Raw genomic sequence first — 23,950 nt, forward strand, 5'->3', positions numbered from 1 at the left:
AATCGATTATGAAAAACACTTTTTTTGCAGCTTCAATACTGGGAATTTTCACCTTACAAAACTGCACGACTCAGTCTAAAGTTTTAAATGAAAACCCGACTGTAATTTCAGGAAAAACAATCAGTTTTCCCGGAGCAGAAGGTTTTGGAAGATTCACTACCGGAGGAAGAGGTGGAAAAGTTTTATTTGTAACTAAAACTTCGGATGATGGTTCAGAAGGAACTTTAAGACACGCTTTAGAACAAAAAGGACCAAGATATATTGTTTTTAAAACTGCCGGAACAATTTATCTGGAATCGCCTTTAAGAATCAAAGAAGGCGATGTTACCATTGCCGGACAAACTGCTCCCGGAGACGGAATTACTGTTGCCAATTACGAAACTTTCGTAGCGGCAGACAATGTGATTATTCGCTTTTTGCGTTTCAGAATGGGAGATCAAAAGAAATATGAAGGCGACGCTTTGGGTGCAAGATTTATAAAAAATTTAATTGTAGATCATTGTTCGATGAGCTGGTCGACTGATGAAACGGTTTCAATTTATGTCAATGAGAATACCACACTTCAATGGTGTGTAATTTCAGAAAGCTTAAGAAATTCTGCCCACCAAAAAGGCGCACACGGATACGGAGGAATTGCCGGTGGAAAATTCGCTTCTTTTCATCATAACATCTACGCAAATCATGACAGCAGAAATCCAAGATTGGGTGAATATGCGGGAAGTAAATTTGCTTTGACTGATCTGACTGATTTTAGAAATAATGTCATTTACAATTGGGGTCACAATAATATCTACGGTGGCGAAGGAATGAATGTAAATATGGTTAACAATTACTACAAACCCGGACCTGCATCGATGAACAAAAAAAGAATTGCCGCCATCGACAAAAATGAAAGACCGGAAACCGAAGTATACAACATTTGGGGGAAATATTACATCAACGGAAATTTTTCAGAGGGTAATCCCGATGTTACGGCAGACAACTGGAATTTAGGTGTTTTTAATCAAATGAAACCTGCTTACAATTTGACTGATGCTGATAAAAATTCAATTAAAATCAGTCAACCTCACGATATTCAGAATAATGTGAAAACTGATTCTCCAAAAGAGGCGTATGAAAAAATATTAAAAATCGGAGGGGCAAGTTTGGTGAGAGATGCGGTAGATTTACGAGTTTTGGCACATGTAAAAAACGGAACATTTTCTCATAAAGGTTCGCTTGGCAGCGACAACGGAATCATCGATTCACAAAATGATGTCGGAGGATTTCCTCAATTGAAAACAGGAAAAATCCCTGTTGATTCAGACAACGACGGAATGCCCGACGACTGGGAAATCAAAAATAATCTTGACCCGAAAACAGCCAATGCCAACGGAAAAGATTTAGATAAAAACTATGACAATATCGAGGTTTACATGAATGACCTTGTGAAAAAAATAACCGAAAAACAGTAAAAAGTCACTGAACTTTTTCTTTAAATGGTTATCTAAAACGAAAGTATTATGTCAGAAAAATTAAAATCAAACGTATTCAAACTTATTTTAGCGGGAGCTGTTTTCGCAGCCGGTTCGTCATTCGCACAGAAGAACGTCATCGAAAATATTCGCCAAAATCCTAAAACTCCTTTTTCCTACGCGGAATTATCCATAAAAGACGGTGGAAAATGGCAGGGAAATGAATACATCGGCGGAACTTTCAAAAACGTCAATCAATTACAACTTCCAGCTGAACATACCGACCATTCTTACTACATCAGATACGAAGGAATTGGCCTGGAAAACAATCAAATCGCCTATCGATTATATCTGGACTGGAGAAATGCCACAGATATTTTCGGCAAGAAAGTGAATACCTTGGTGTTGCCGGAAGTCGGACAAGACGGCTTTGAATCTTATCATCACGACGCCACTTGGGGTCAGGATATTTTGAAATCGGGGCGCACCATCGGAGTCGGTTCTTACGGAAGATATGATGAACAGAACGATTTTGTTGAAACTTTTAAAACCGTAAAAAATACAACCGCAAAAGTGGTGAATGAAAGCGATAAATCTTTTGCAACCATCGATTACAAAGGTTGGAAAACGTGGGGAAAAGCAGTGGATCTTCAATCGAAGCTGACGATTTTCAACAAAGACCGTTTTGTAAAGGTTGATTTAAATTTAAATGAAACACTTTCAGGATTATGTACCGGAATTGTTGCGTTTAAAGACATTCCCATGAAAGAGGCGGTCAGTAAAAATAAAAAATGGGGTTATATTGCCACGTACGGAACGCAGACTTTGGCAAAAAAAGAAGACAATCTTGGGATGGTAATTTTCTATCCTATCGAAAGTTTTGATAAATATGTGAAAACAAAATCTACACATACAGTAGTTTTCAAAAAAACTAAAAATGTTTCGTATTACTTTATGGGAGCTTGGTCTCAGGAACCAAACGGAATTAAAACTGAAGAAGAATTCTATAAAGATTTAGATAAAAAATTAGAAATTTTAGATAATAACAATCAACTTTAAAATTTAATGACAATGAGTTTTATTAATCAAAAATTAAAAATATACGCTGTTGCAGTTTTAGGTTCAGGAATGTTTCTGGCTTGTGCACAGACAAAAACGGCAACCGCTGCAAAAGCTACAACACAAACTTCAAAATCCGGAAAAGTAGTTCCTACTAACCTGAAATGGTCTGAAAGAATGATGCTTTCAGAAATGCAGAGATTTCCGGAAGCCTGGATGCTCGATTTCAGCAAAAGCCCGAAATGGACGTATCCATCAGCGATTGTTTTAGACGGCGCCGAGCAACTTTATATTAAAACAGGTAAGAAAGAATACTACGATTACATCAGCGGCTTCGGAGAAACTTTGATCAAAGAAGACGGTACAATTCTTACCTACGACATCGAAAAATACAATATCGACCTTCTGAATAGCGGAAACGTATTGCTTTATCTTTACGAAAAAGAGAAAAAAGAGAAATACTTGAAAGCTCTGCAGACCCTTCGTAAGCAAATTGACGGACAACCGAGAACCAACGAAGGCTCTTTCTGGCACAAAAAAATATATCCAAACCAGGTTTGGCTAGATGGTCTGTATATGGGAATGCCTTTCTATACGCATTATACAAAAGATTTCTCTAAAGGTGCAGATGCAACGAAAGCGTATGATGATATTGTTTTTCAGTTTGATTCGGTTCAGAAAAATCTTTTAGACAAAAAAACAGGATTGCTGTATCACGCTTGGGATGAAAGCAAAAAAGAAGCCTGGGCAGATAAAGAAACCGGACTCTCTCCAAATTTCTGGGGAAGAGCAATGGGTTGGTACGGAATGGCCATGGTTGACGTTCTTGATTATTTACCAGAAAATCATCCTGGAAGAGCAAGAATTATTTCTTACTTAAAATCTTATGCTGATGCTGTAATCAAAGTTCAGGACAAAAAATCTGGTCTTTGGTATCAGGTTTTAGATAAGCCACTGGCGAATGGTAATTACGAGGAAGCAACCGCTTCCGCAATGTTTGTTTACACGATGATTAAATCTGTCAACAAAGGATATCTTCCAAAATCATACAAATCAGCAGCTAAAAAAGGCTACGACGGAATCATCAAAAATTTGATTACTGTTGACGAAAACGGTGTTGTGAATTTAAATAAATGTTGTGCTGTTGCCGGTTTGGGAGGAAAACCTTACAGAGATGGTTCTTATGAATATTATGTAAATGAGGAAATCCGTTCAAATGACGGAAAAGGAACAGGACCATTTATTTTGGCAAGTTTAGAATTTGAGAAGTAGCTTTTGAAAAAAAGTATAAATCTAATGTGTAAAATTGAACAAAATTATTTTCCCCGACCCTAAAGGGAGTAATTTAGTTCAATTTTAAAAGAATTTTTTCACCCTTTAGGGCTGGGGAGAAAAGAAATTCTTTTAAAATTTCATTAATGATTTCATTCTACACATATTCATATAATTTCAAAATTAAAAACCTTTGCTGAGCAGAGCGCCTTTGCGAACGAAAAATCTGCAGAGAATATTAAAAGAATCTTTGCGCTCATTGCGTTAAAACAGAATCTGATTTTATGACAACAAACAAATTTTTAAATATACTTTCAATCACCGCATTTTCCATCGCATCAACGTATTTGAACGCACAGGAAAAACCTTACGTTTCAGAAGTCTGGACTGCAGATCAGGGAAAAAATTACAGAAACCCTATTTTATACGCAGATTATTCAGATCCGGATGTTACAAGAGTTGGTGATGATTATTATATGACCGCTTCAAGTTTCAACGAAGCTCCGGGATTGCCCATCTTACATTCTAAAGATATGGTCAACTGGAAATTGGTAAACTATGCTTTGCCGGACGTTTTACCTGCAGAAAATTTCAGTATTCCAAAAAGAGGCGATGGAGTTTGGGCACCAAGTATTCGTTTTAATAAAGGTGAATTTTACATTTATTGGGGCGATCCTGATTACGGAATTTACATGGTTAAAACCAAAGATCCGCTTGGTAAATGGGATGAACCCGTTTTGGTGATGGAAGGAAAAGGCTTAATTGATTCATGCCCTTTCTGGGATGAAGATGGGCAAGCATATTTAGTTCACGGTTGGGCAGGAAGCCGTGCCGGAGTTAAAAGCTTACTTTCCATAAATAAAATGAATCCTGAAGGAACAAAAGTTTTAGATAAAGGAGTTCATATTTTCGATGGCCACGATGCGCATCCGACAGTTGAAGGTCCAAAAATGTACAAAAGAAACGGCTATTACTACATTTTCGCTCCGGCGGGAGGTGTTGCGACAGGTTGGCAATTGGTTTTAAGATCAAAAAATATTTATGGTCCTTACGAGGAGAAAATAGTTCTTGAACAGGGAAAAACAAAGATCAACGGTCCACATCAGGGAGCTTGGGTTGATACGCCTTCAGGTGAAGATTGGTTCTATCATTTTCAGGATGTTGATGCAGGAGGAAGAATCGTGCATCTTCAACCCATGAAGTGGGAAAAAGACTGGCCTGTAATGGGAATCGACAACGATAAAAACGGAATTGGTGAACCGGTTCTTACTTATAAAAAACCAAACGTCGGTAAAACATATCCGATCGTAACTCCTCCTGAAACTGATGAGTTTGATGGTGAAAAATTAGGTTTACAATGGCAATGGAGCGCCAACGAAAATATCGTGTGGTCATCTAAACTTCCCGGGCAGAAATTTTTGAGATTATTTTCAATGAAAGTTCCTGAAGGAGAATTAAACCTTTGGAATGTTCCAAATTTATTGACTCAAAAATTCCCGGCTCCGAATTTTGTGGCTTCCACTAAAGTTAAATTAACTCCGGAAGATGCTAAAGAAGGAAAAACTGCCGGGCTTCTGGTAATGGGCATGGATCACGCATCGATTGTTATTACGAATAAAACAGACGGATATTATGTTCAGTTGAGAAAAGCTGAAAAAGCAGACAAAGGCGGTGTTGAAAAAGTTTTATTTGAAACTAAATTAAAATCAAACGAAGCTTATTTCAAAGTTAACGTCAGCGAACCCAACGGAATTTGCACATTCAGTTACAGCGAAAACGGAAAAAATTTCATCAAAGTCGGTGAGCCGTTTCAAGCAAAACCAGGAAAATGGATTGGCGCTAAAGTGGGATTATATTCTGTAAGCACACAGAAAGCAAACCGTGGTGGCTATGCAGATTTTGAATATTTCAGAATAACTAAAAATTAATTTAGCCTCTCGCAAATTTTGCTGATTTCGCAGATAATTTTAAAATAGTTAAATTCTGCAAAATCTGTTTAATCCGCGGGAACTTAAAATAAGAAACTTAACGTTTTTTGAAATCCGTTAGGTTTGATACAATCATCAACAGAAATTAAAGAATAAATATAATGAAGAAGTCGTTTAATATCGTCAGTCTTGCTGCAGTTATGCTATTTTCAGGACAGATGTATGCTCAAAATAAAGATATTTACACAGGAATAGAGTTTAAAATGCCGCAGGTGGCGGAAACTTCTTTTCCAGCCAATACAGTTTCCATCAAAGATTTTGGAGGTATTGCAGGTGGAAATGTAAAAAATACAGAAGCTTTCAAAAAAGCAATCGACGCTTTGGTAAAAAAAGGCGGCGGTAAACTGGTTGTTCCAAGAGGAATGTGGTTGACGGGACCAATTGTTTTGCAGAGTAACATTAATCTTCATATCGAGGAAGGTGCATTTGTGGTTTTCAGTAAAGATAAAAGCGATTATCCTTTGGTAGACGTAAGTTTTGAAGGTTTAAATACCATTCGTTGCCAGTCTCCGATTTCAGCTAAAAATGCTAAAAACATTGCCATCACAGGAAAAGGAGTAATTGACGGAAGCGGTGATGCGTGGAGAGCCGTCAAAAAAAGTAAAATGGCAGAATCTCAATGGAAAGAAATCGTTGCTTCAGGCGGAATTCTTTCTAAAGACGGTAAAACCTGGTATCCTTCAGAAAGCTATAAAAAAGGATTTGAAAGCAGCTCAAGCTTCAATGTTCCCGATAAAATTTCAAAATCTGAACTTGAATCTGTAAAAGACTTCCTTCGTCCGGTAATGGTAAGTATCGTGGGTTGCGATAAAGTTCTTCTTGACGGACCGACTTTCCAAAATTCTCCAGCCTGGAATCTTCATCCATTAATGACTTCTAATTTAATTTTAAGAAATCTTACCGTAAGAAATCCCTGGTATTCTCAAAATGGTGATGGTGTAGATTTAGAATCTTGTAAAAATGTTTTGATTTATGATAATACTTTTGATGTAGGTGACGATGCAATCTGCATCAAATCTGGGAAAAATGAAGACGGAAGAAAAAGAGGAATGCCAACTGAAAACGTAATCATTAAAAATAATGTGGTTTATCATGGTCACGGAGGTTTTGTGATCGGAAGCGAAATGTCTGGTGGTGCGAGAAATATTCATGTTTCAGATTGTACTTTCATCGGTACTGATATTGGTCTTCGTTTTAAAACTACTCGTGGAAGAGGTGGCGTGGTTGAAAATATTTATGTGAAAAACATCGATATGATCAATATTCCAACTCAGACGATCGGGTTTAATATGTTCTACGAAGGAGCTTCTCCGGTTTTGGAAGACGGGCAAAAAGAGGAAAGAAATAAAGCTCCTGAAAAAACATTCCCGGTAACTGAGGAAACACCTATTTTCAGAAATATTTATTTTAAAAACATCAATGCGGTTAATTCTTATGAAGCGATTACCATCAATGGTTTAGCTGAAATGAATATCAAAAATATCGTCATTGAAGATTCTCAGTTTGATACTAAAAAAGCATTAACCATCGTAGATGCAGACGGAATTACATTGAAAAATGTAAAGCTTAAATACAGTGAAGGAACCGGAGCCGTAGTTTACAACAGTAAAAATGTGGATCTGTCTACCCTTCAGTTAGAATCTTCTCAAAAACCAACGATTAAGGTTTTAGGAAGCAAAACATCAGCGGTAAAATTGCCGAAAGATGTAAAAGGCGAGCAATTGCAGATTTCGAAAGAGATTGCAAAAAATGCAGTTAAATAATTTTCATTTTAATATGAGTTTTCACAAACTATATTTTCTTTTTGTTTTTTTTGTAGGAGCAAAAGCATTCGGTCAGACAAAGCCGAATGCTACTCCTTACACAAACGAGGCAACTTATGAAAAACTGAAAAAGAAACATCCGTTTATCACTCCGTTGAACAGACCAATTCCGGCAAACATCGGGATCAATAAAGATGTGGAGTATGCCAACATCAACGGATTATCTTTAAAAGCAGATATTTATTATCCTCTCGATAAATCTAAAAAATATCCGGGAATCGCATTGGTTCACGGCGGAGGATGGATTTCGGGAAGTAAGGAAAACGAAAAATATATGGCTCAGGAATTGGCTGCTAAAGGATATGTTGCTATTGCAGTCGGTTACCGTTTAAGTGAAGTGGCAAAGTATCCCGCAGCAATTGATGATGTAGAAAATGCCATTAAATATGTAAAGAAAAATAAAAAGAAGTATTCTTTAGACACAAAAAAAATCGCAGTTTTAGGAGAATCTGCCGGCGCGCAAATCGCAACTTTAGTGGGGGTAAAAACTAAAAATAAAATTCAGGCAATCGTTAATGTAGACGGAATTGTATCGTTTATTCATCCGGAAGCCGAAGAAAGTACTTACGCAGCTTATTGGTTAGGTGGTGACAGAAATGTGAATTTAAAGAACTGGACAGAAGCTTCACCGTTAGAATTTGTTGGTAAAAATACACCTCCTACTCTATTCATCAATTCTTCACAACCTCGATTTCATGCAGGAAGAGACGATATGATGAAGATTTTAAAAAGTCATAATATCTATACCGAATATCACGAAATAAAAGACACCCCGCATTCCTTTTGGTCTGCAGAACCTTGGTTCACTGAAACTTTGAATTTGACGGTAGATTTTTTAGATAAAACGTTGAAGTAAGGTTTAGGTTTAGGTTTAGGTTTAGGTTTAGGCAAATTTAAAACGCAAAGATTTATTATTTTTTGAAAATATTTTAGGAGCAAAGAATAATCAATAAATTGATTTTAAGCGAATATTTTTTCAAGCTTCAGCGACTTGTCGCAATCTTTGCTCCTTAAATTTGATCTATTTAAATTAAATCTTTGCGTTAAAAAAAAAGACGGATCATTAAAAAAACAAATGTCTCTATTTTTTAAATAAAAACATCTGCATAAAAAAATTCAGAATCAATCATAAAAATATTTTATGAAAAAACTACTTTTAATTCTCTTCATTTCTATCACCAATTTTTTATTGGCAGGAAATGAACCTTACATCACAGTCACCGTTGCGCAAGATGGAAGCGGGCAATTCACTTCTATTCAGAAAGCGATAACTTCTATCAGAGATTTAGGTCCGAGTGAAGCTTTGGTTAAAATAAAGGCAGGAACGTATCACGAAAAAATAGTCATTCCCTCTTCAAAACATAAAATCACTTTACAAGGCGAAAACAAGGAAAATACAATCATCACCAACGATGATTATTCCGGAAAACTTGATGCTTTGAATGAAAAGATGACAACCTTCAATTCATATACGCTTTTAGTGATGTCGGATGATATCAAAATCTCAGACCTTACGATTCAAAATTCGTCTTGTAATCAGGGACAGGCCGTTGCTCTTCATGTGGAAGGCGATCGTTTTATTATTAAAAACTCCAAGATTTTGGGTTGTCAAGATACCGTTTATACAGGTGGAAATCATAGCAGACAACTTTACGAAAACTGTTATATAGAAGGAACAACCGATTTTCTTTTTGGTTCGGCCACGGTTGTTTTTAAAAACTGTACGATTAAAAGTTTAGCCAATTCTTACATTACGGCTGCTTCAACAGACCAAAGTAAAGAGTTTGGGTATGTATTTTTCGACTGTAAATTAATTGCGAAAGAAGGCATTACAAAAGTATTTTTGGGAAGACCTTGGCGACCGTATGCAAAAACAGTTTTCATCAACACAGAAATGGGCAATCACATTCTTCCCGAAGGCTGGAATCCCTGGAAAGGCGACAAAATGTTTCCCGATAAAGACAAAACAGCTTATTACGCAGAATTTGCTAGCAAAGGCGAAGGTGGAAAAACTGAAAGTCGTGTTGCATGGTCGCATCAACTGACAAAAAAAGAAATGAAAAAATATACAATCAAAAATATTTTCGGAGACTGGAACCCAAATATTAGTAATAAATAAATGGTAATGAGTAATTATATCGACTAACATAATATAAGATGCTTCGACTTCGCTCAGCATGACATCGTGACAAAATGCAGCTGATTTAAGGCTGTTAGTATTAGAAATGTCATGCTGAGCTTGTCGAAGCATCTCACAAAAATCAATTTAAAAATGAAAAAAATACTTTTAGTTCTGAGCGTTGTAATTTCAACAATCGTTTTAGCTCAGAAAAAACCAACCCTATTTCTGATCGGCGACTCTACAATGGCCAATAAAGATAATCCCGATAAAAACCCAGAACACGGTTGGGGACAGGTTTTAGGACAATTTATGACCAACGGAATTGAAATTCAGAATCATGCAATGAATGGAAGAAGCTCAAAAAGTTTCAGAACCGAAGGAAGATGGGATAAAGTAGAAAAACAGCTTAAAAAAGGTGATTTTGTAGTGATTCAGTTTGGGCATAATGATCAGAAATTAAAGGATTCTACAAAATTTACAAACCCTTACACTCAGTACAGAGCCAACCTTGAAAGATATGTAACCGAAACCCGAGCAAAAGGTGCAACACCAATTTTGATGACTTCAATTACAAGGAGAAACTTCAATGAAAATGGGGTTTTAATCGACACTCACACCAATTATCCTTTGGTGGTAAGAATGGTTGCAGACAACATGAAAGTACCTTTTGTAGATATGCAGTTACTGACCGAACAGATGGAAATTTCCTACGGTCCCGAAAAATCAAAACTGCTGCATCTTCATTTTAAAGCTGGTGAAAATCCTTATTATTCAAAAGATAAAGCAGACGATACGCATTTATCAAAATTAGGGGCAGAAACAGTTGCGAAACTGGCTTTGAAATCTCTGAAAGATCTGAAAATCGGTTTAGAAAAGTATATTAAATAATCAAAACGACATAGGAAAATGGAGCGTTAAGAAAATTTAAATTCAATCCGTTAAAAAATTTCCACTGTTTGAGTGCGACAAGAAATTATGAAAACAAAACAAATGTTCAATTCGCGCGAGTTTGGAAATTTTAGGATTTAATTTAAATTTTTAGCGGAAGTTTCCAAGTCTTGAATTTTTGATTCTTTTGTTTCAAGACAAAAGAATATATTAAAAAATAAAATTATGAATTTCAAAAAAGAACCATTTTTCGACGGCAATTCCGAATGGGAAGATCTGGGAGACGGTGTTTCCAGACAGTTTGTAGGTTACAATTCTCAGGTAATGATGGTCATCGTTAAATTTGAAAAAGATGCAATCGGTACTTTACATCAGCATTTTCATTCACAAATCACGTATGTTGCATCAGGAAAATTTGAAGTGACGGTTGATGGCGAAACAAAAATTTTAAAACAAGGTGACGGATTTTTCGCCCAACCGAATATTTTTCATGGTGTAAAATGTCTGGAAGCCGGACAATTGATTGATTCTTTCACTCCATTCAGAGAGGATTTTCTGAAAGATTAAATTACAAATAATCAAACCTCATAGGTTTAAAAACGTGTGAGGTTTTTTCTAAATACACTTTAAAGTAAAAAATTAAAGTCATGAAAAAAACCTTTTTTCTCTTCATTATTTTTCTTTTTACACAAATTGCCGCACAGGAAAAACTCATGTTCTGGCCAAAAGGTGAAATGCCAAACTCCAAAATCCTGACGTCAAAAACCAAGAAGAAAAAAGATCTTGCGAAATTAAAAGAAGCTGAACTTTTTGCTTTTTTACCTCCCATTAAAGAAAGAGGGAAAAAGTCCGTGATTATCATTCCCGGTGGCGGATATTCTAAACTGACATACGATGAAGGCGCTTTTCAGATCGCAAAATGGATGAATACGCAGGGAATTTCTGCTTTTGTCTTAAATTACAGATTGCCTACTTCGCCTGATTTAATTCAAAAAGAAATTGCGCCTTTACAGGATATCCAAGCTTCCATTAAATATATCAGAAAAAATGCCGCACAATGGGGAATTTCGCCCGATCAGGTGGGAGTTGTAGGAACTTCGGCTGGTGGACATTTGGCGGCAATGGTAAGTAATATTTCTACTGATTATACAGAATTAAAAGATGACTGGGCTACGATTTCCACTATTCCGAATTTTGCAATTCTGTTTTGTCCGGTCATTGATCTGGGCGAATTTGCTCATGTGGGAAGTCGAAACAGTCTGCTCGGAGAAAATGCTTCTCCAGAAAAAGTCCAGGAATATTCTATGCAGAATCGAGTGACAGACAAGACACCACCAACAATTTTGTTTCATAACCAGGATGATACTGCAGTTCCGCCGATGAACAGTATTTTATATTTCAAAGCTATGACAAAGCATAAGGTGAAAGGCTCGATGTTCATTTTTCCTAAAGGTGGCCACCGTTTTTTTGTAACAGACAAAGATGCGATGAGTGAAAACTGGAAAAAGCTATGTTCAGACTGGCTTGCGGGTATTGGTAATGAATAATGAGTAATTTAAAAATGTTCTCATATTTTAACGATCATCCATAATATTTCATAATTGAAAATACTTTGTATTACTTTATTAAGTTTACGCCTTTGTATATCTTAAAAACATTTAAGATTTAAAATTCTTTGTTTGACTTTGCGATAAATTAAAACATTATAATACACAACCCACATTCAAGAGATGAATCAAACTGTAAAAAAAGTGTTCAAACAACGTGTCAGTATAAACTTTGCGCCTTTGCGATTAACCAACACAGAAAAAATTGATAATCAATGAAAAACCTCATCCTTATATTCAGCATATGTATTGGAATTCAAATTTCGGCTCAGCAAAAAATAACCGTCTGGCCGAAAGGAGAAATGCCTAATTCTAAAGGCTTACAATTAAAAATTATTGAAGAAAAAGAAGGTCGAATTACGCAAATTCAGGAAGCTGAACTCTTCGCTTTTCTTCCTGCAAAAGAAGAAAGAAAACAAATGGCAATCATAATAATTCCCGGAGGTGGTTACAGACATTTGACGTATGATCTGGGTGGATATTCTTATGCAAAATGGCTTAATACTTTAGGCATTTCAGCCTTTGTCTTAAATTACCGTTTACCCACTTCTCCAGACTTGAAACAAAGAGAAATCGGTCCGTTACAAGATATTCAGGCTGCCATAAAATTGATCAGAAAAAATGCTGCTCAATACGGAATTTCGCCTGATCAGATTGGTATTTTAGGAACTTCCGCTGGTGGACATTTGGCAGCAATGGTAAGTAATATTTCGACAGATTACACAGAGTTAAACGGCGATTGGCAGAATTTTTCCACCGTTCCGAATTTTGCAATTTTGGTTTCTCCGGTTATTGATTTGGGTGAATTTGCTCATAAAGGAAGCCGTGACAATCTTTTAGGAGAAAATGCTTCATCAGAAAAAATTAAAGAATATTCTATGCAAAATCGAGTGACAGAGAAAACACCGCCTACAATTTTATTTCATGCTCAGAATGACAATGCCGTTCCCGTAATCAACAGTATTTTGTATTACGAAGCGATGATTAAAAATAAAGTGAAAGGTGCAATGTTTATTTTTCCTGAAGGTGAACATAACATCGGAATCTCAAATAAAACTGAACTGACGGATAACTGGAAGAAAATCTGTGCAGACTGGCTTAGGAATATGAGCAATAAGTGATGGGTAATAATTAATACTGATATTTCACGAAGATTTTTTTCAAGGCGTAACATTTTAGAAATCGCTAATGAAGCTTGAAGATATTTATTTAAAAACTTTTTTCATTTTAATTAAAAGAAAGTATACATCGGCTTAAAATCAATTCATTGATTATTCTTTGCTCCTTAAAATGCTACAAATCAAAACAAAATCTTTGCGTTAAAAAAATAAAACCACATTAACAAAATTTATATAATGCTAAAAATCATTCAACATAAAATCTTTTTACTGGCTTGCGGAACATTGATTTCCGTCTCAACTTTTGCACAGCAAAATTTAAAATTAACCTACAATAGACCTGCAGAAAACTGGAACGAAGCTTTACCTATCGGAAACGGTAAACTCGGCGCAATGGTTTTTGGTGGTGCAGTTCAGGAACATCTTCAGTTGAATGAGGAGACAATTTGGGCTGGTGAACCGGGAAATAATGTTCCTAAAAACACGTTTGACAGCATTCAGAAAGTAAGAAGATTGATCAATGAAGGTCAGTTTGAAAAAGCACAGGATTTAACCAATACAACTTATCCGAGAACGGCTCCCAAAGACTTAAATTACGGAATGTCGTATCAGACGATGGGCGATTTGTTTCTTGATTTTAAAGGCCATGAAAATTTTAAAAATTACATTAGGACTTTAGATATTGAAAAAGCAATAAGTACGGTTTCATATCAGGTAAATGGCGTGACTTTCAAGCGAGAAATCTTCTCATCTTTTGCAGATAATGTGATTATAATCAAATTATCTTCCAGTAAAAAAGGAAGTCTGAATTTTGCTTTAAATGCTTCTACTCCACACAAAATCAATTCAATCTTCACCGAGAAAAACCAATTGGTGATCAATGGAACAAGTGGTTCAGTAGACAATAAAACCGGAAAAATTAATTTTAAAACCGTCGCTGTGCCTGTTTTAAAAGGTGGAAAATTAACCTCAACAAAAGATCAACTGAATATTTCAGGAGCAGATGAAGTGGTGATTTATGTTTCCATTGCAACAAATTTTAAAAAATACAATGACCTTTCGGGAAATCCCGATGCAAGAGTTTCAGAATATTTAAAATCGGCTTTAAACAAAAAATATGATGCTGAATTAAAGGCACACATTGAAAAATACCAGAAATATTTTAAGCGTGTCAATTTAGATTTCGGAACAAGCAAACAGGCTCAGAAAACAACCGATGTCAGAATTAAGGAATTTGGAAATTCACAAGACCCCGATTTGGTGGCGTTATATTTTCAATTCGGGCGTTATCTTCTGATTTCATCTTCGCAGCAAGGAACCCAGCCTGCCAACTTGCAGGGAATCTGGAATTATCAGCTAAATCCTTCCTGGGACAGTAAATACACGGTCAATATTAATACAGAAATGAATTATTGGCCAGCAGAAAATACCAACCTCAGCGAAATGCACGAGCCTTTGTTTGATATGATTCAGGATTTATCGATTACCGGACAGGAATCTGCTAAAGAGATGTATCATGCAAGAGGCTGGAACATGCATCACAACACAGATCTATGGCGAATTACAGGAATTGTTGACGGCGGTTTCTACGGAATGTGGCCAATGGGTGGCGCATGGCTAACTCAGCATGTCTGGAATCATTACTTATACACCGGAGATAAAGAATTTTTAAAGAAAAACTACGAAGCTTTGAAAGGTTGTGCTTTGTTTTACTTAGATGTTCTTCAACAAGATCCTTCCAAAAAATATCTGGTGGTTTCGCCTTCTATGTCTCCAGAAAATAAATACTTCAAAAATGTAAGTATCACAGCGGGAACGACGATGGATAACCAGTTGGTTTTTGATGTTTTTAATAATTTTATCAATGCTTCAAAAATTTTAAATCAAGATCAGAATCTTTCCAATGAAGTAAAAAATGCTTTAAGCAAACTTCCGCCGATGCAGATCGGGCAGCATGCTCAGCTACAAGAATGGCTTACCGATATGGATAAAACTGATGATAAGCACCGACATATTTCGCATTTGTATGGATTGTTTCCTTCCGGACAAATTTCACCGTTCAGAAATCCAGATTTGACGGAAGCTGCAAAAAATTCTATGATTTATCGTGGTGATAAATCAACAGGCTGGTCGATGGGCTGGAAAGTAAATTGGTGGGCAAGATTACTCGATGGAAACAGAGCTTTTAAACTTATTTCAGATCAATTAACTCCGGCTCCGATGGAAACCAAAGGACAATCGGGAGGAACATATCCGAATTTATTGGATGCACATCCACCATTTCAAATTGATGGAAATTTTGGCTGTACTTCCGGGATTGCCGAGATGCTGTTGCAAAGTTATGACGGCTATATATATATTTTACCGGCACTTCCGGATGCTCTGCCGAATGGTTCTGTAAAAGGGTTAAAAGCAAGAGGCGGTTTTGAAATAGATATGGATTGGAAAAATTCTAAGCTGACTAAACTAATTATAAAATCTACTTTAGGCGGAAACGCGAGAATCAGAGTGGCGAAGGATATACATTTAAAATCTAAAACAAATTTCGCTTTAGCAAAAGGAGAAAATACTAATGAGTATTATCAGATTAATCCTATTAAAAAGCCATTAGTTTCTGAAAAAGCTCATCTCAAAACGATTGCAGTTCCCGAAACTCAGGTTTTTGATTTTAAAACAGAAAAAAACGGTACTTATGAATTCACTTCATATTAATTAATCACTAAAGTGCAATCGGTTGAAATAAATTAATATTCAATAAATAGTTTTAATTAATAATTTATATTCAATAAATTTGCTTATTTAATAAATATTCATAATTTTACAACACTAAATAAAAACAAAACTATTAACCATGAAAATCAACATCAAAGCAACTATTGCTATAGTTGCTCTCAGTACAGCTTTTGCATTTATCGGATGCGGAAATGACGACATCAAAACCGAATTCTCTGAAAACCCCAACGGAAACAGTATCGAAAACGCATTTGTGGCAAAAACCGTCGTTCCTTTAGCGAGTTGTGTCGCTCCTGGATGGGCTTCTCAAAATGGAGGAACCATTGGAGGCGGAACCGCTGCTGAAACTACCGTAACCACTTATGCTCAGCTAAAATCAGCCATTGAAAACACTGCCGTTAAAGTAATCAAGGTTACCGGAACGATTACCATCACAACTCGTTTATCTCTTCAGGACCAGACCGGAAAAACCATCTACGGAACAAGCGGCGCAAAGCTTGTATCAACCAATCAGACTAAAGACGGATCAGGAATTATCAATATCAAAAGATGTAACAATATTGTTGTAAGAAACCTGATTTTTGAAGGCCCCGGAGCTTATGATACAGACGGTTGGGATAACGCAATTCTGGATGACTGCCGAAACGTATGGATTGACCATTGTGAATTCAGAGACGGTGTAGACGGTAATTTCGACATTAAAAACAAATCGGATTATATTACTGTTTCTTATACAAAATTCCATTATTTAAAAGCTCCGAAACCAGGTGGTTCAGGCGGAACTGATGATCACAGATTTTCTAATCTGATTGGTTCAAGCGACGGCGCAACGGCTGATGCAGGAAAATTAAATGTAACATTTGTACGTTGCTGGTGGGCTCCGGGATGCAGAGAGCGTATGCCAAGAGTAAGATTTGGTAAAATTCATATTCTGAACAGCTATTTCAACAGCTCGGTAAGCAACAAATGTATCGCAGCCGGAGTGCAGGCAAATATTCTTGTGGAAAGAAATGTATTTGAAAATGTAAAAGAACCTATCAATTTGATGAGCGGATTTACTGCCGTTACTCAGACTGGAAGTACTTTTACGAATGTAACCGGTAACACTGCTGGAAGCGGAACAGCATTTACACCTCCATATTCTATTGTAAAACTTGATGTGAATACTGTGAAAGCTGATGTAACGGCCAATGCCGGAGCAACTTTATCAGGAAATATCTGTGAAAGCTTCTAAACGATATTTTTAAATTAAAAAAGCCTGATGTGTCTTCATACATCAGGCTTTTCTTTTTATTCGGAAATTTTATTTTTCTTTAACCATTTTGGAAAATCACTTTCAATTAATTTGGTTCCGGATTCATTATACCAGCTGTAACCCATTCTGCGTTCTTCAGAAACCTCATCATAATTATATTTTACGCTTCCGTCACGGTCACCAAAAATCGGTTTATTGGTCGGAATATCATAAAATCTAGCCCAAACGTTCGAACCTTCTTTTTTGCTTAAAGCACGGATTGCTTTTCCACTTTCTCGTGAAACCTGATATGTATACCCGACAATTTTACTTTCATCAAACCATTTTACAGCAGACTTTATTGATTTTTCAATTTCAGGATTGATTGGCTGCATCATAAGAAATTTTACAATCGTTACCGATTCTCCGGTTGCCAAAGAAACAGGCTCAAAAGCTCTTGCCTTTTCAGGTTTTAATGTAATTTCATCATACTGATCTGCCCAAATCGAAAGTTTACCGTTTTGCATAACCTGAGTTTTCAAAATACATTGAATTCCTTTTTGTAATGCCTCTTTAGATTTCTCTTTCAATTTAGGATCAACCACTTCAAAGCCCTCTTTTCCTTCTGCCACATTATACAAAACCGTCAAAGCATTAATCATTGCGTTGTCGTTATAAGTAACCTGTTTTCTGTAAATTGATGAATTGGGAAAATACTGTGGAAACCCACCATTTTCATACTGCATCGAAAGTAAATATTGAATTCCTTTTTCGGCAGATTTCAGATAAGCCTGGTTTTTTGTAGATTGAAATGCTTTTATTAAACCGTTGATTTCCTTTGATGTAGCATTGTTATCTATGGTTGCGAGATCATTGTCATTCGCTTTGATAATTTTCAATAATTTCGAATCTATTTTTGCAGTATAATCTACATTTTTTTTATCGCTATTATGTTTTCCCCAACCTCCGTTTGGAAGCTGATAAACCATCATTTTTTCCGCCAAAGTATCTTTTACCTGTGCTGAAATTCCTGAAAATGCCAGACAAAATACGGCAACTGAAAGTTTTAATTTAATCATTATTCAACTTTATTTAACGGTAATAATTAATGGATTGGCTACAATTTTAGATTGCTTCAGCAAAATATTCTCCCAATCTTTCTGAGTTTGAATTTGTCCGCTTTTCTGCCATGCAAACCCGGCATAATAAGTCAGCTTTTTCTGAGGCTTTGTAATAACCAGCAAATTACTCTGATCTGGAGTTTCAGATTTAAAAGCAACCGACTTTTCTACAATTTTGGGATTCACAACAATTCCTTCACCAACAAATGCGTCATCTATTTTTTCCCAGTGAAGATAATATCCGTCTTTATCATTCAATTTTGAATCACCTTCGTTTTTATGAAGACTAATTCCGATTGTATAATTGGGAACAGGTTTTTCGGTGTCAAAACTTGACTCAAATTTAGAAAAATTGGAACCCAGATCAAGAGAAATTCTTTTCGTCTCTTTCACTCCAAATTCACTCCACGGAGCATAAGTTAATTCAAAAACAGTTCTCAACGGACCTTCGGCAATCGTTTTAGAGCTTATAAAATTTTGAGAAACCTGAAGTTTTTCATCTTTCCAAATTCCAATTCCTCCCGTACCACGGCTGTCTCCAACATGATAAGGATCGTAGCCTTCTCCTCTCGTATCTTTGTGATAATACATCGGATCAGTCAGATAACCTTTGTACCATTCGTTAATAACAGATTTTTCGGTTCTTTTAAACCAAATATCAACCCCGCTTGAAAGTGTACTTCCTTTTACACCTGCTAAAGCTTCAGCCTGACCTTTTGGACCGTAAACTCTAAAGGCAATTTTATCATTTTCCCAGGTATAATCGTCAACTCTTTCTGGAACTAATCTTGAATAGGTTGTCAGTTTACTTTCAGGAATCGGAGTTTTTGAATCAGCAACGATTTTGTAAGAATTGGTCTTTTTTGCATCTACATTTGCATGAAAAAGAACCTCATCATTTTTTCCGTCCCCATCGTTATCAATCCACTGAATGGTAACATAATTATTTTGAGCATCTTTAATTCTCAAATCTTCTGCTTTATTTCTCCCTAAAAACCCCTTCAACTGGTTAATTGGAAGAGAAACTATTTCATTTCGAGCGAAATTCTGAGTATTTTTAACCTGAATTGATGTCTGTGCATTCACAAAATTCGCAGCTATGCAAACGATTGCACCACTTAATCCGGTTATTGAAATTTTATTCATAGACATGAAATGTTATTTTCTCAAAAGTAAAAATAAATCGCTGAACACAAATCATGATTCTCCTTAAAAGTTTCTTAAAATGATTTTTAATATCTTCAAATTTTGTAAATTAGATTTTCTTCAAAAAAAATGGAATTGTGGCTTTGGTTGCTGGAATAAAAGAAATCCAGGTTTTTAAATAATTTTCAATAATGACAAAAAAGTTTTAATTGGGACGCAGAAATGTGAAGAAAGATGTGAATTTTTAACGGAGATTAAATGGTTAGAAAATAAAATTAAGTTGTATACAATCTAAATTTACTAAGAAAGAAGATTTTATATATTTGGGAATTAAAAGCACAAAAAAATATTATGCAAAGATTTTTAACCGTATTTTTCCTTTTTACATCAATCATTACTTTCAGTCAGGAATATTTAAATAAAAATGAAAATTTTGATTTAATTTTCTATAGATACTTAGATAGCTTAACCGCTGCAAATGAAATCTCTGTAGAAGAATATTTAAAATTTTCAAAACCATTTTCGAAATGGGATATCAGGCCTGTAACACACGAAAAAGTTTGGAGTTTAGATTCGATAAGAACATCAAGCGAAATACCTAATTTTTTTTGGGGTGGGTTTTCTCAACATTATAAATTTAGCAATAAGGAAGCTGGAGATAAACCAAATCATTTTTTAAAATCGGCTCAAATAGAAGGAAATTCTAATGTTGAATTTTTGAATAAAAATCTTAACAAGTTTAAAGCTCTTGCATTAGCTGTTCAAAAAAATGACAACTCCATTTTCTTAAATCAAATTTCATTAAAGCGTGTTGATGATCTGTATAAAGAAAATAATAAGTATTGGAATTACAAAATTTCTGAAAAATCACCATTTCCTATTTCTACTCAAATAAATATTGAAGAAAAAATTAAATTTAATAAAGAGCAGGAAAAGATTCTGAAACTGATGGAAGAAATAAATATTTATTCATTAGTAAAAACTAAAAAAGGTATTTTCTTTTTAAAAGATGGTTTCACTGACAATTCTTGTGGCTACTATTTTTCATCCAATAAAATAATGGAACGTGATAATCATCTGTTTGAAATAATGGATTTTGTTAATATTAATGATGACTTCTACTATTATATCGCAAATTAGAATTGACACCAAAATATTGTTCTCTTTAATTCCCAACTCTTTCCAGAATCATTCTCTACATTTGCTACATGAAAATCCTTGTTATAGAAGACGAAAAAGAACTTTTAAAATCTATTCATGATTCTTTGATTCAGGAGCAGTTTCTTATTGAGACTGCAGAAAATTATCAATCTGCAAGTGAAAAGATTGCTTTGTACACGTACGACTGTATTTTGCTGGATATTATGCTTCCTGGTGGAAATGGTTTGCAACTTCTTCAACAGCTTAAAGACATGGGAAAATCTGAAAATGTCATCATTATTTCTGCAAAAGATTCTCTTGAAGATAAGCTTACAGGATTGGAACTGGGAGCCGATGATTATTTGACCAAACCTTTTCACAATGCCGAACTCAACGCCAGAATAAAAGCCGTTCTGCGCAGAAAAAATCAGGATGGCAAAAACAGTATTGAGATTGCCAATATCGAACTGGATCTTACGGAACGAAGCTTTTCTGTAGATGGAGAACGTATTACACTTAACCGAAAAGAGTTTGATATTCTTCATTTTTTCCTGCTTAATAAAAAACGGTTGGTAACCAAAACAGCTTTAGCAGAGCATGTTTGGGGAGATCACATTGATCAGGCAGATAACTTTGATTTTATTTATTATCAGATAAAAAATTTAAGAAAAAAACTACAGCAATCGAACGCCGAAATTGAAATCGAGGCTGTCTACGGAATCGGCTACAAATTGATAGAAAAATGAAACTCCTCAACAAATCTATTCTTCATCTGATGACCTATCTTTTGCTGATCGTAAGTGTATGGTCAGTGATTTTTTATTTTAATATGCTCGATGAAATCAAAGGAAGTGTAGATGAAGAGCTCGAAAACTATAAAAGACAAATCGTTTTTAAAGCAGAAAAAGATCCTACTATTTTACAGCAGAAAACTTTTGATGAAGGTTTTTTTTCCGTTAATAAAATAAGCGAAGAAAAAGCTCTCAGTTTTAAAGACACTTATGAAGACACAGAAATCTATGCACAGGATGCCGATGACGAAGCTCCAGAACTAGAACCTGTAAGAGTTTTGACCACTGTTTTTGAACAAAATGGAAGTTTTTATGAGCTGAAAATTTTCAATAATATGGTTGAAGAAGATGATCTCGTAAAAGAATTGCTTTGGGATGCCGCAGGTTTGTATGTTCTTTTAATTTTCAGCATTTTAGTAATTAATAATTTGGTATTACAAAGACTTTGGAAGCCATTTTATGAACTTCTGAATGAACTAAAAAATTACCGTTTAGGAATCAGCAAAAGCTTTCCGAAAGTTGAAACGAAAACAAAAGAATTCAGTGATTTGCAGGATGCCGTTACTACCCTTTTGCAATACAGCGAAAAAAGCTATGAGCAGCAAAAAGAATTTATTGGGAACGCTTCCCACGAACTTCAAACTCCCTTGGCGATTGCCATTAGTAAGCTTGAACTGCTAATTGAAAAAGAAAATTTCACAGAAAATCAGGCTGAAAAGATTGCTGAGATCATGGAAATTATTGAAAGATTAGTTCGTCTCAACAAATCTCTTCTTTTGCTTACAAAAATTGAAAACAAACAGTTTTTTGATAATCAGGAAATTAAAGTCAATGATATTGTTGAAAAAAACATAGAAGATCTGCAGGATATTGCTGAATTTAAAGAAGTTGAGATCAGTTTTTCTGAAAACAGCGAACTTTTGGTAAAAGCCGATACCGCATTGATTAATATTATCGTTTCCAATCTACTGCGAAATGCAATTTTCCATAATATAAAATCCGGAAAGGTGGAAGTGCAGATTAATGCTAAAAAATTAATCGTTAAAAACACAGGAATTGAAAATTCTTTACACCCCGAAAAAATATTTACAAGATTCCAAAAATCTGAACATCATCAGTCAGGAAGCGGTTTGGGATTAGCGATTGTACAAGCGATTGCTGAATTGTATGATTTTTCGGTTTCTTATGATTTCAAAAACGGAATGCACGATTTTACAGTGAATTTTTAATGCTTTAATTTTTTTTAACGCAAAGATTTTTTTCTTTCTTAAAATTTAAAGAGTAAAGAATAATCAACAAAATTGATTTTGAGCATGCGTTATTTTCAAGGTTCATAAGCGACTTGTCGCAACCTTTGCCCCTTACATTTTACTTATTTTATAAATCTTTGCATTTAAATAATCTGCATTATTTTTTACTTTTAAAAAATTCCCATTTTTTTCCAGATTTCTTCCCAAATTTTTCCCGATTCGTACTGTTGATTTGTAGTATGAAAACAACCAAACAAATTTTACTAGCAGGAATTTTAAGCATTTTAGGAAGCTTCTCAGTATTTGCGCAAACCAATTCTAAACCTGTAAAAATCTCTCACGCAGAACCTATTTTCCAGGATTTGGTAAGAGATCTCGGAGCAAGAAAAGGCGAAAAGGAATTTAATTTGGGTGCCGATTTTTCAAGTGGAAAAAATTATAGAGAAAGCGGATATTTAGCCGAGTATGAATTTGCACCGATTAACCGATTAGGTCTCGAAGTGGAAACCGATTTTTCTTTTTTCAGTCCAAAAAATAATTCTACCAAAGAACAAATTCCCGGAAACCGATTAGATGGAATCAGACTTTCTGCGCAGTACACTTTTTTTGTTTCGGAAAAATCTCAGACTTCAATGGCTTTAGGCTATACTCAAGTTATAGAATTTACAGATTTTAAAAACTATGGCAAAGGAAAATTTATTACAGGTTTGGTGTACAGTCCGTTTTTTGTGGCTGCGAAAAAATGGGGTTCGAATATTCATACTTTAGTTTACACGTATCCGATGATTCAGCATGAATTGGGAGAAAACACGACTCCGGTTGATTGGCAAATCAATACTTCTGTGATGTATTCTTTACCTAATTCCGGTCATTTTATAGGCGTGGAAGTCAACAAAGAAATCAGTCATGGAAAAATGACGGTCACGCTTCGTCCGCAAGTAAAAATAAAACTCGATTCACATTTTTGCTGTGGGAATAGTAACGGGAATTCCTGTTTCGCACGACAAAGAAAATGTGTCTTCGTTTTTTAGATTAGTATATGAACCTTGATTTTGATTGGATTTTTTGTTTGCTATTCGCAAAGACGCAATTTGTTTTAAGCCTCTCAAACTATACGGCGCAAGGATTTTATCTCAGATAAAATTTTCAGGTCTCGCAAATTGTGCACATTAAACAGATTTTTTATTTGTTAATCTCCGAGAGA

Annotated in this window: 19 protein-coding genes; 17 read left to right on the plus strand and 2 right to left on the minus strand. The window is 35.3% G+C overall.

Annotated elements, in window-relative coordinates; all coding sequences use genetic code 11:
- Window positions 1-8 precede the first annotated feature (8 nt).
- From OH814_RS07530 to OH814_RS07590, 13 genes are all read left to right on the plus strand, one after another.
- Window positions 9-1,454 (plus strand): pectate lyase, encoded by a 1,446-nt coding sequence (locus OH814_RS07530; protein WP_308827756.1) that lies wholly within the window; start codon window positions 9-11, stop codon window positions 1,452-1,454.
- 48 nt (window positions 1,455-1,502) lie between these two features.
- A complete protein-coding gene (locus OH814_RS07535; protein ID WP_308827757.1) occupies window positions 1,503-2,513 on the plus strand; it encodes a DUF4861 family protein in 1,011 nt (336 codons plus the stop codon).
- A gap of 12 nt (window positions 2,514-2,525) precedes the next feature.
- Window positions 2,526-3,785 (plus strand): glycoside hydrolase family 105 protein, encoded by a 1,260-nt coding sequence (locus tag OH814_RS07540; RefSeq protein ID WP_123886064.1) that lies wholly within the window; start codon window positions 2,526-2,528, stop codon window positions 3,783-3,785.
- Between the two features lie 284 nt (window positions 3,786-4,069).
- Window positions 4,070-5,713 carry a glycoside hydrolase 43 family protein gene (locus tag OH814_RS07545; protein WP_308827758.1) on the plus strand — a complete coding sequence of 548 codons (1,644 nt, stop codon included), beginning with the start codon at window positions 4,070-4,072 and terminating at the stop codon, window positions 5,711-5,713.
- A gap of 161 nt (window positions 5,714-5,874) precedes the next feature.
- Entirely contained in the window at window positions 5,875-7,536 is a 1,662-nt protein-coding gene (locus tag OH814_RS07550) for a glycoside hydrolase family 28 protein (protein WP_308827759.1), read from the plus strand.
- Between the two features lie 13 nt (window positions 7,537-7,549).
- Window positions 7,550-8,452 (plus strand): alpha/beta hydrolase, encoded by a 903-nt coding sequence (locus OH814_RS07555; RefSeq protein ID WP_308827760.1) that lies wholly within the window; start codon window positions 7,550-7,552, stop codon window positions 8,450-8,452.
- 285 nt (window positions 8,453-8,737) lie between these two features.
- Window positions 8,738-9,715, plus strand: coding sequence for a pectinesterase family protein (locus tag OH814_RS07560; protein ID WP_308827761.1), 978 nt, complete (start codon window positions 8,738-8,740; stop codon window positions 9,713-9,715).
- Between the two features lie 153 nt (window positions 9,716-9,868).
- Window positions 9,869-10,606 carry a rhamnogalacturonan acetylesterase gene (locus tag OH814_RS07565; RefSeq protein ID WP_201135362.1) on the plus strand — a complete coding sequence of 246 codons (738 nt, stop codon included), beginning with the start codon at window positions 9,869-9,871 and terminating at the stop codon, window positions 10,604-10,606.
- A gap of 225 nt (window positions 10,607-10,831) precedes the next feature.
- Window positions 10,832-11,173, plus strand: coding sequence for a cupin domain-containing protein (locus OH814_RS07570; protein WP_308827762.1), 342 nt, complete (start codon window positions 10,832-10,834; stop codon window positions 11,171-11,173).
- Between the two features lie 80 nt (window positions 11,174-11,253).
- The gene (locus OH814_RS07575) at window positions 11,254-12,153 is read left to right on the plus strand and encodes an alpha/beta hydrolase (RefSeq protein WP_308827763.1); all 900 of its coding nucleotides are present in this window, start codon (window positions 11,254-11,256) and stop codon (window positions 12,151-12,153) included.
- Window positions 12,154-12,428: 275 nt separating this feature from the next.
- Window positions 12,429-13,334 (plus strand): alpha/beta hydrolase, encoded by a 906-nt coding sequence (locus tag OH814_RS07580; RefSeq protein WP_308827764.1) that lies wholly within the window; start codon window positions 12,429-12,431, stop codon window positions 13,332-13,334.
- Between the two features lie 234 nt (window positions 13,335-13,568).
- Entirely contained in the window at window positions 13,569-16,043 is a 2,475-nt protein-coding gene (locus tag OH814_RS07585; RefSeq protein WP_308827765.1) for a glycoside hydrolase family 95 protein, read from the plus strand.
- 139 nt (window positions 16,044-16,182) lie between these two features.
- Window positions 16,183-17,298: a pectate lyase-like adhesive domain-containing protein gene (locus OH814_RS07590; protein WP_308827766.1), complete on the plus strand. Its 1,116-nt coding sequence runs from the start codon at window positions 16,183-16,185 to the stop codon at window positions 17,296-17,298.
- Between the two features lie 56 nt (window positions 17,299-17,354).
- Here the strand turns inward: OH814_RS07590 and pelA are convergent, their stop codons facing one another.
- On the minus strand, window positions 17,355-18,377 hold the full coding sequence (gene pelA / locus OH814_RS07595) for a pectate lyase (protein WP_308827767.1): 1,023 nt from the start codon (window positions 18,375-18,377) through the stop codon (window positions 17,355-17,357).
- Between the two features lie 9 nt (window positions 18,378-18,386).
- Window positions 18,387-19,565, minus strand: coding sequence for a DUF4861 family protein (locus OH814_RS07600; RefSeq protein WP_308827768.1), 1,179 nt, complete (start codon window positions 19,563-19,565; stop codon window positions 18,387-18,389).
- 351 nt (window positions 19,566-19,916) lie between these two features.
- Here OH814_RS07600 and OH814_RS07605 point away from each other — a divergent pair, with 351 nt between their 5' ends.
- The 4 genes from OH814_RS07605 to OH814_RS07620 all read left to right on the plus strand — a co-directional run bounded on the left by OH814_RS07605 (window position 19,917) and on the right by OH814_RS07620 (window position 23,777).
- Complete coding sequence (locus tag OH814_RS07605) at window positions 19,917-20,705, plus strand: hypothetical protein (protein ID WP_308827769.1); 789 nt, start codon at window positions 19,917-19,919, stop codon at window positions 20,703-20,705.
- A 68-nt stretch (window positions 20,706-20,773) separates the two neighbouring features.
- Window positions 20,774-21,451, plus strand: coding sequence for a response regulator transcription factor (locus tag OH814_RS07610; RefSeq protein ID WP_308827770.1), 678 nt, complete (start codon window positions 20,774-20,776; stop codon window positions 21,449-21,451).
- Window positions 21,448-22,725 (plus strand): HAMP domain-containing sensor histidine kinase, encoded by a 1,278-nt coding sequence (locus OH814_RS07615; RefSeq protein ID WP_308827771.1) that lies wholly within the window; start codon window positions 21,448-21,450, stop codon window positions 22,723-22,725. Before OH814_RS07610 ends, OH814_RS07615 begins: the two co-directional genes overlap by 4 nt.
- Window positions 22,726-22,985: 260 nt before the next feature.
- Complete coding sequence (locus OH814_RS07620) at window positions 22,986-23,777, plus strand: HAEPLYID family protein (protein ID WP_308827772.1); 792 nt, start codon at window positions 22,986-22,988, stop codon at window positions 23,775-23,777.
- Window positions 23,778-23,950: the final 173 nt, after the last annotated feature.

This window comes from Chryseobacterium sp. CFS15 (assembly GCF_031118795.1).
Classification (GTDB): domain Bacteria; phylum Bacteroidota; class Bacteroidia; order Flavobacteriales; family Weeksellaceae; genus Chryseobacterium; species Chryseobacterium indoltheticum.

Bases quoted from the DNA above. Each gene is read 5' to 3' on its own strand.
- OH814_RS07530 (WP_308827756.1), top strand. From the start codon at position 9: ATGAAAAACACTTTTTTTGCAGCTTCAATACTGGGAATTTTCACCTTA.
- OH814_RS07535 (WP_308827757.1), top strand. From the start codon at position 1,503: ATGTCAGAAAAATTAAAATCAAACGTATTCAAACTTATTTTAGCGGGA.
- OH814_RS07540 (WP_123886064.1), top strand. From the start codon at position 2,526: ATGAGTTTTATTAATCAAAAATTAAAAATATACGCTGTTGCAGTTTTA.
- OH814_RS07545 (WP_308827758.1), top strand. From the start codon at position 4,070: ATGACAACAAACAAATTTTTAAATATACTTTCAATCACCGCATTTTCC.
- OH814_RS07550 (WP_308827759.1), top strand. From the start codon at position 5,875: ATGAAGAAGTCGTTTAATATCGTCAGTCTTGCTGCAGTTATGCTATTT.
- OH814_RS07555 (WP_308827760.1), top strand. From the start codon at position 7,550: ATGAGTTTTCACAAACTATATTTTCTTTTTGTTTTTTTTGTAGGAGCA.
- OH814_RS07560 (WP_308827761.1), top strand. From the start codon at position 8,738: ATGAAAAAACTACTTTTAATTCTCTTCATTTCTATCACCAATTTTTTA.
- OH814_RS07565 (WP_201135362.1), top strand. From the start codon at position 9,869: ATGAAAAAAATACTTTTAGTTCTGAGCGTTGTAATTTCAACAATCGTT.
- OH814_RS07570 (WP_308827762.1), top strand. From the start codon at position 10,832: ATGAATTTCAAAAAAGAACCATTTTTCGACGGCAATTCCGAATGGGAA.
- OH814_RS07575 (WP_308827763.1), top strand. From the start codon at position 11,254: ATGAAAAAAACCTTTTTTCTCTTCATTATTTTTCTTTTTACACAAATT.
- OH814_RS07580 (WP_308827764.1), top strand. From the start codon at position 12,429: ATGAAAAACCTCATCCTTATATTCAGCATATGTATTGGAATTCAAATT.
- OH814_RS07585 (WP_308827765.1), top strand. From the start codon at position 13,569: ATGCTAAAAATCATTCAACATAAAATCTTTTTACTGGCTTGCGGAACA.
- OH814_RS07590 (WP_308827766.1), top strand. From the start codon at position 16,183: ATGAAAATCAACATCAAAGCAACTATTGCTATAGTTGCTCTCAGTACA.
- pelA (WP_308827767.1), bottom strand. From the start codon at position 18,377: ATGATTAAATTAAAACTTTCAGTTGCCGTATTTTGTCTGGCATTTTCA.
- OH814_RS07600 (WP_308827768.1), bottom strand. From the start codon at position 19,565: ATGAATAAAATTTCAATAACCGGATTAAGTGGTGCAATCGTTTGCATA.
- OH814_RS07605 (WP_308827769.1), top strand. From the start codon at position 19,917: ATGCAAAGATTTTTAACCGTATTTTTCCTTTTTACATCAATCATTACT.
- OH814_RS07610 (WP_308827770.1), top strand. From the start codon at position 20,774: ATGAAAATCCTTGTTATAGAAGACGAAAAAGAACTTTTAAAATCTATT.
- OH814_RS07615 (WP_308827771.1), top strand. From the start codon at position 21,448: ATGAAACTCCTCAACAAATCTATTCTTCATCTGATGACCTATCTTTTG.
- OH814_RS07620 (WP_308827772.1), top strand. From the start codon at position 22,986: ATGAAAACAACCAAACAAATTTTACTAGCAGGAATTTTAAGCATTTTA.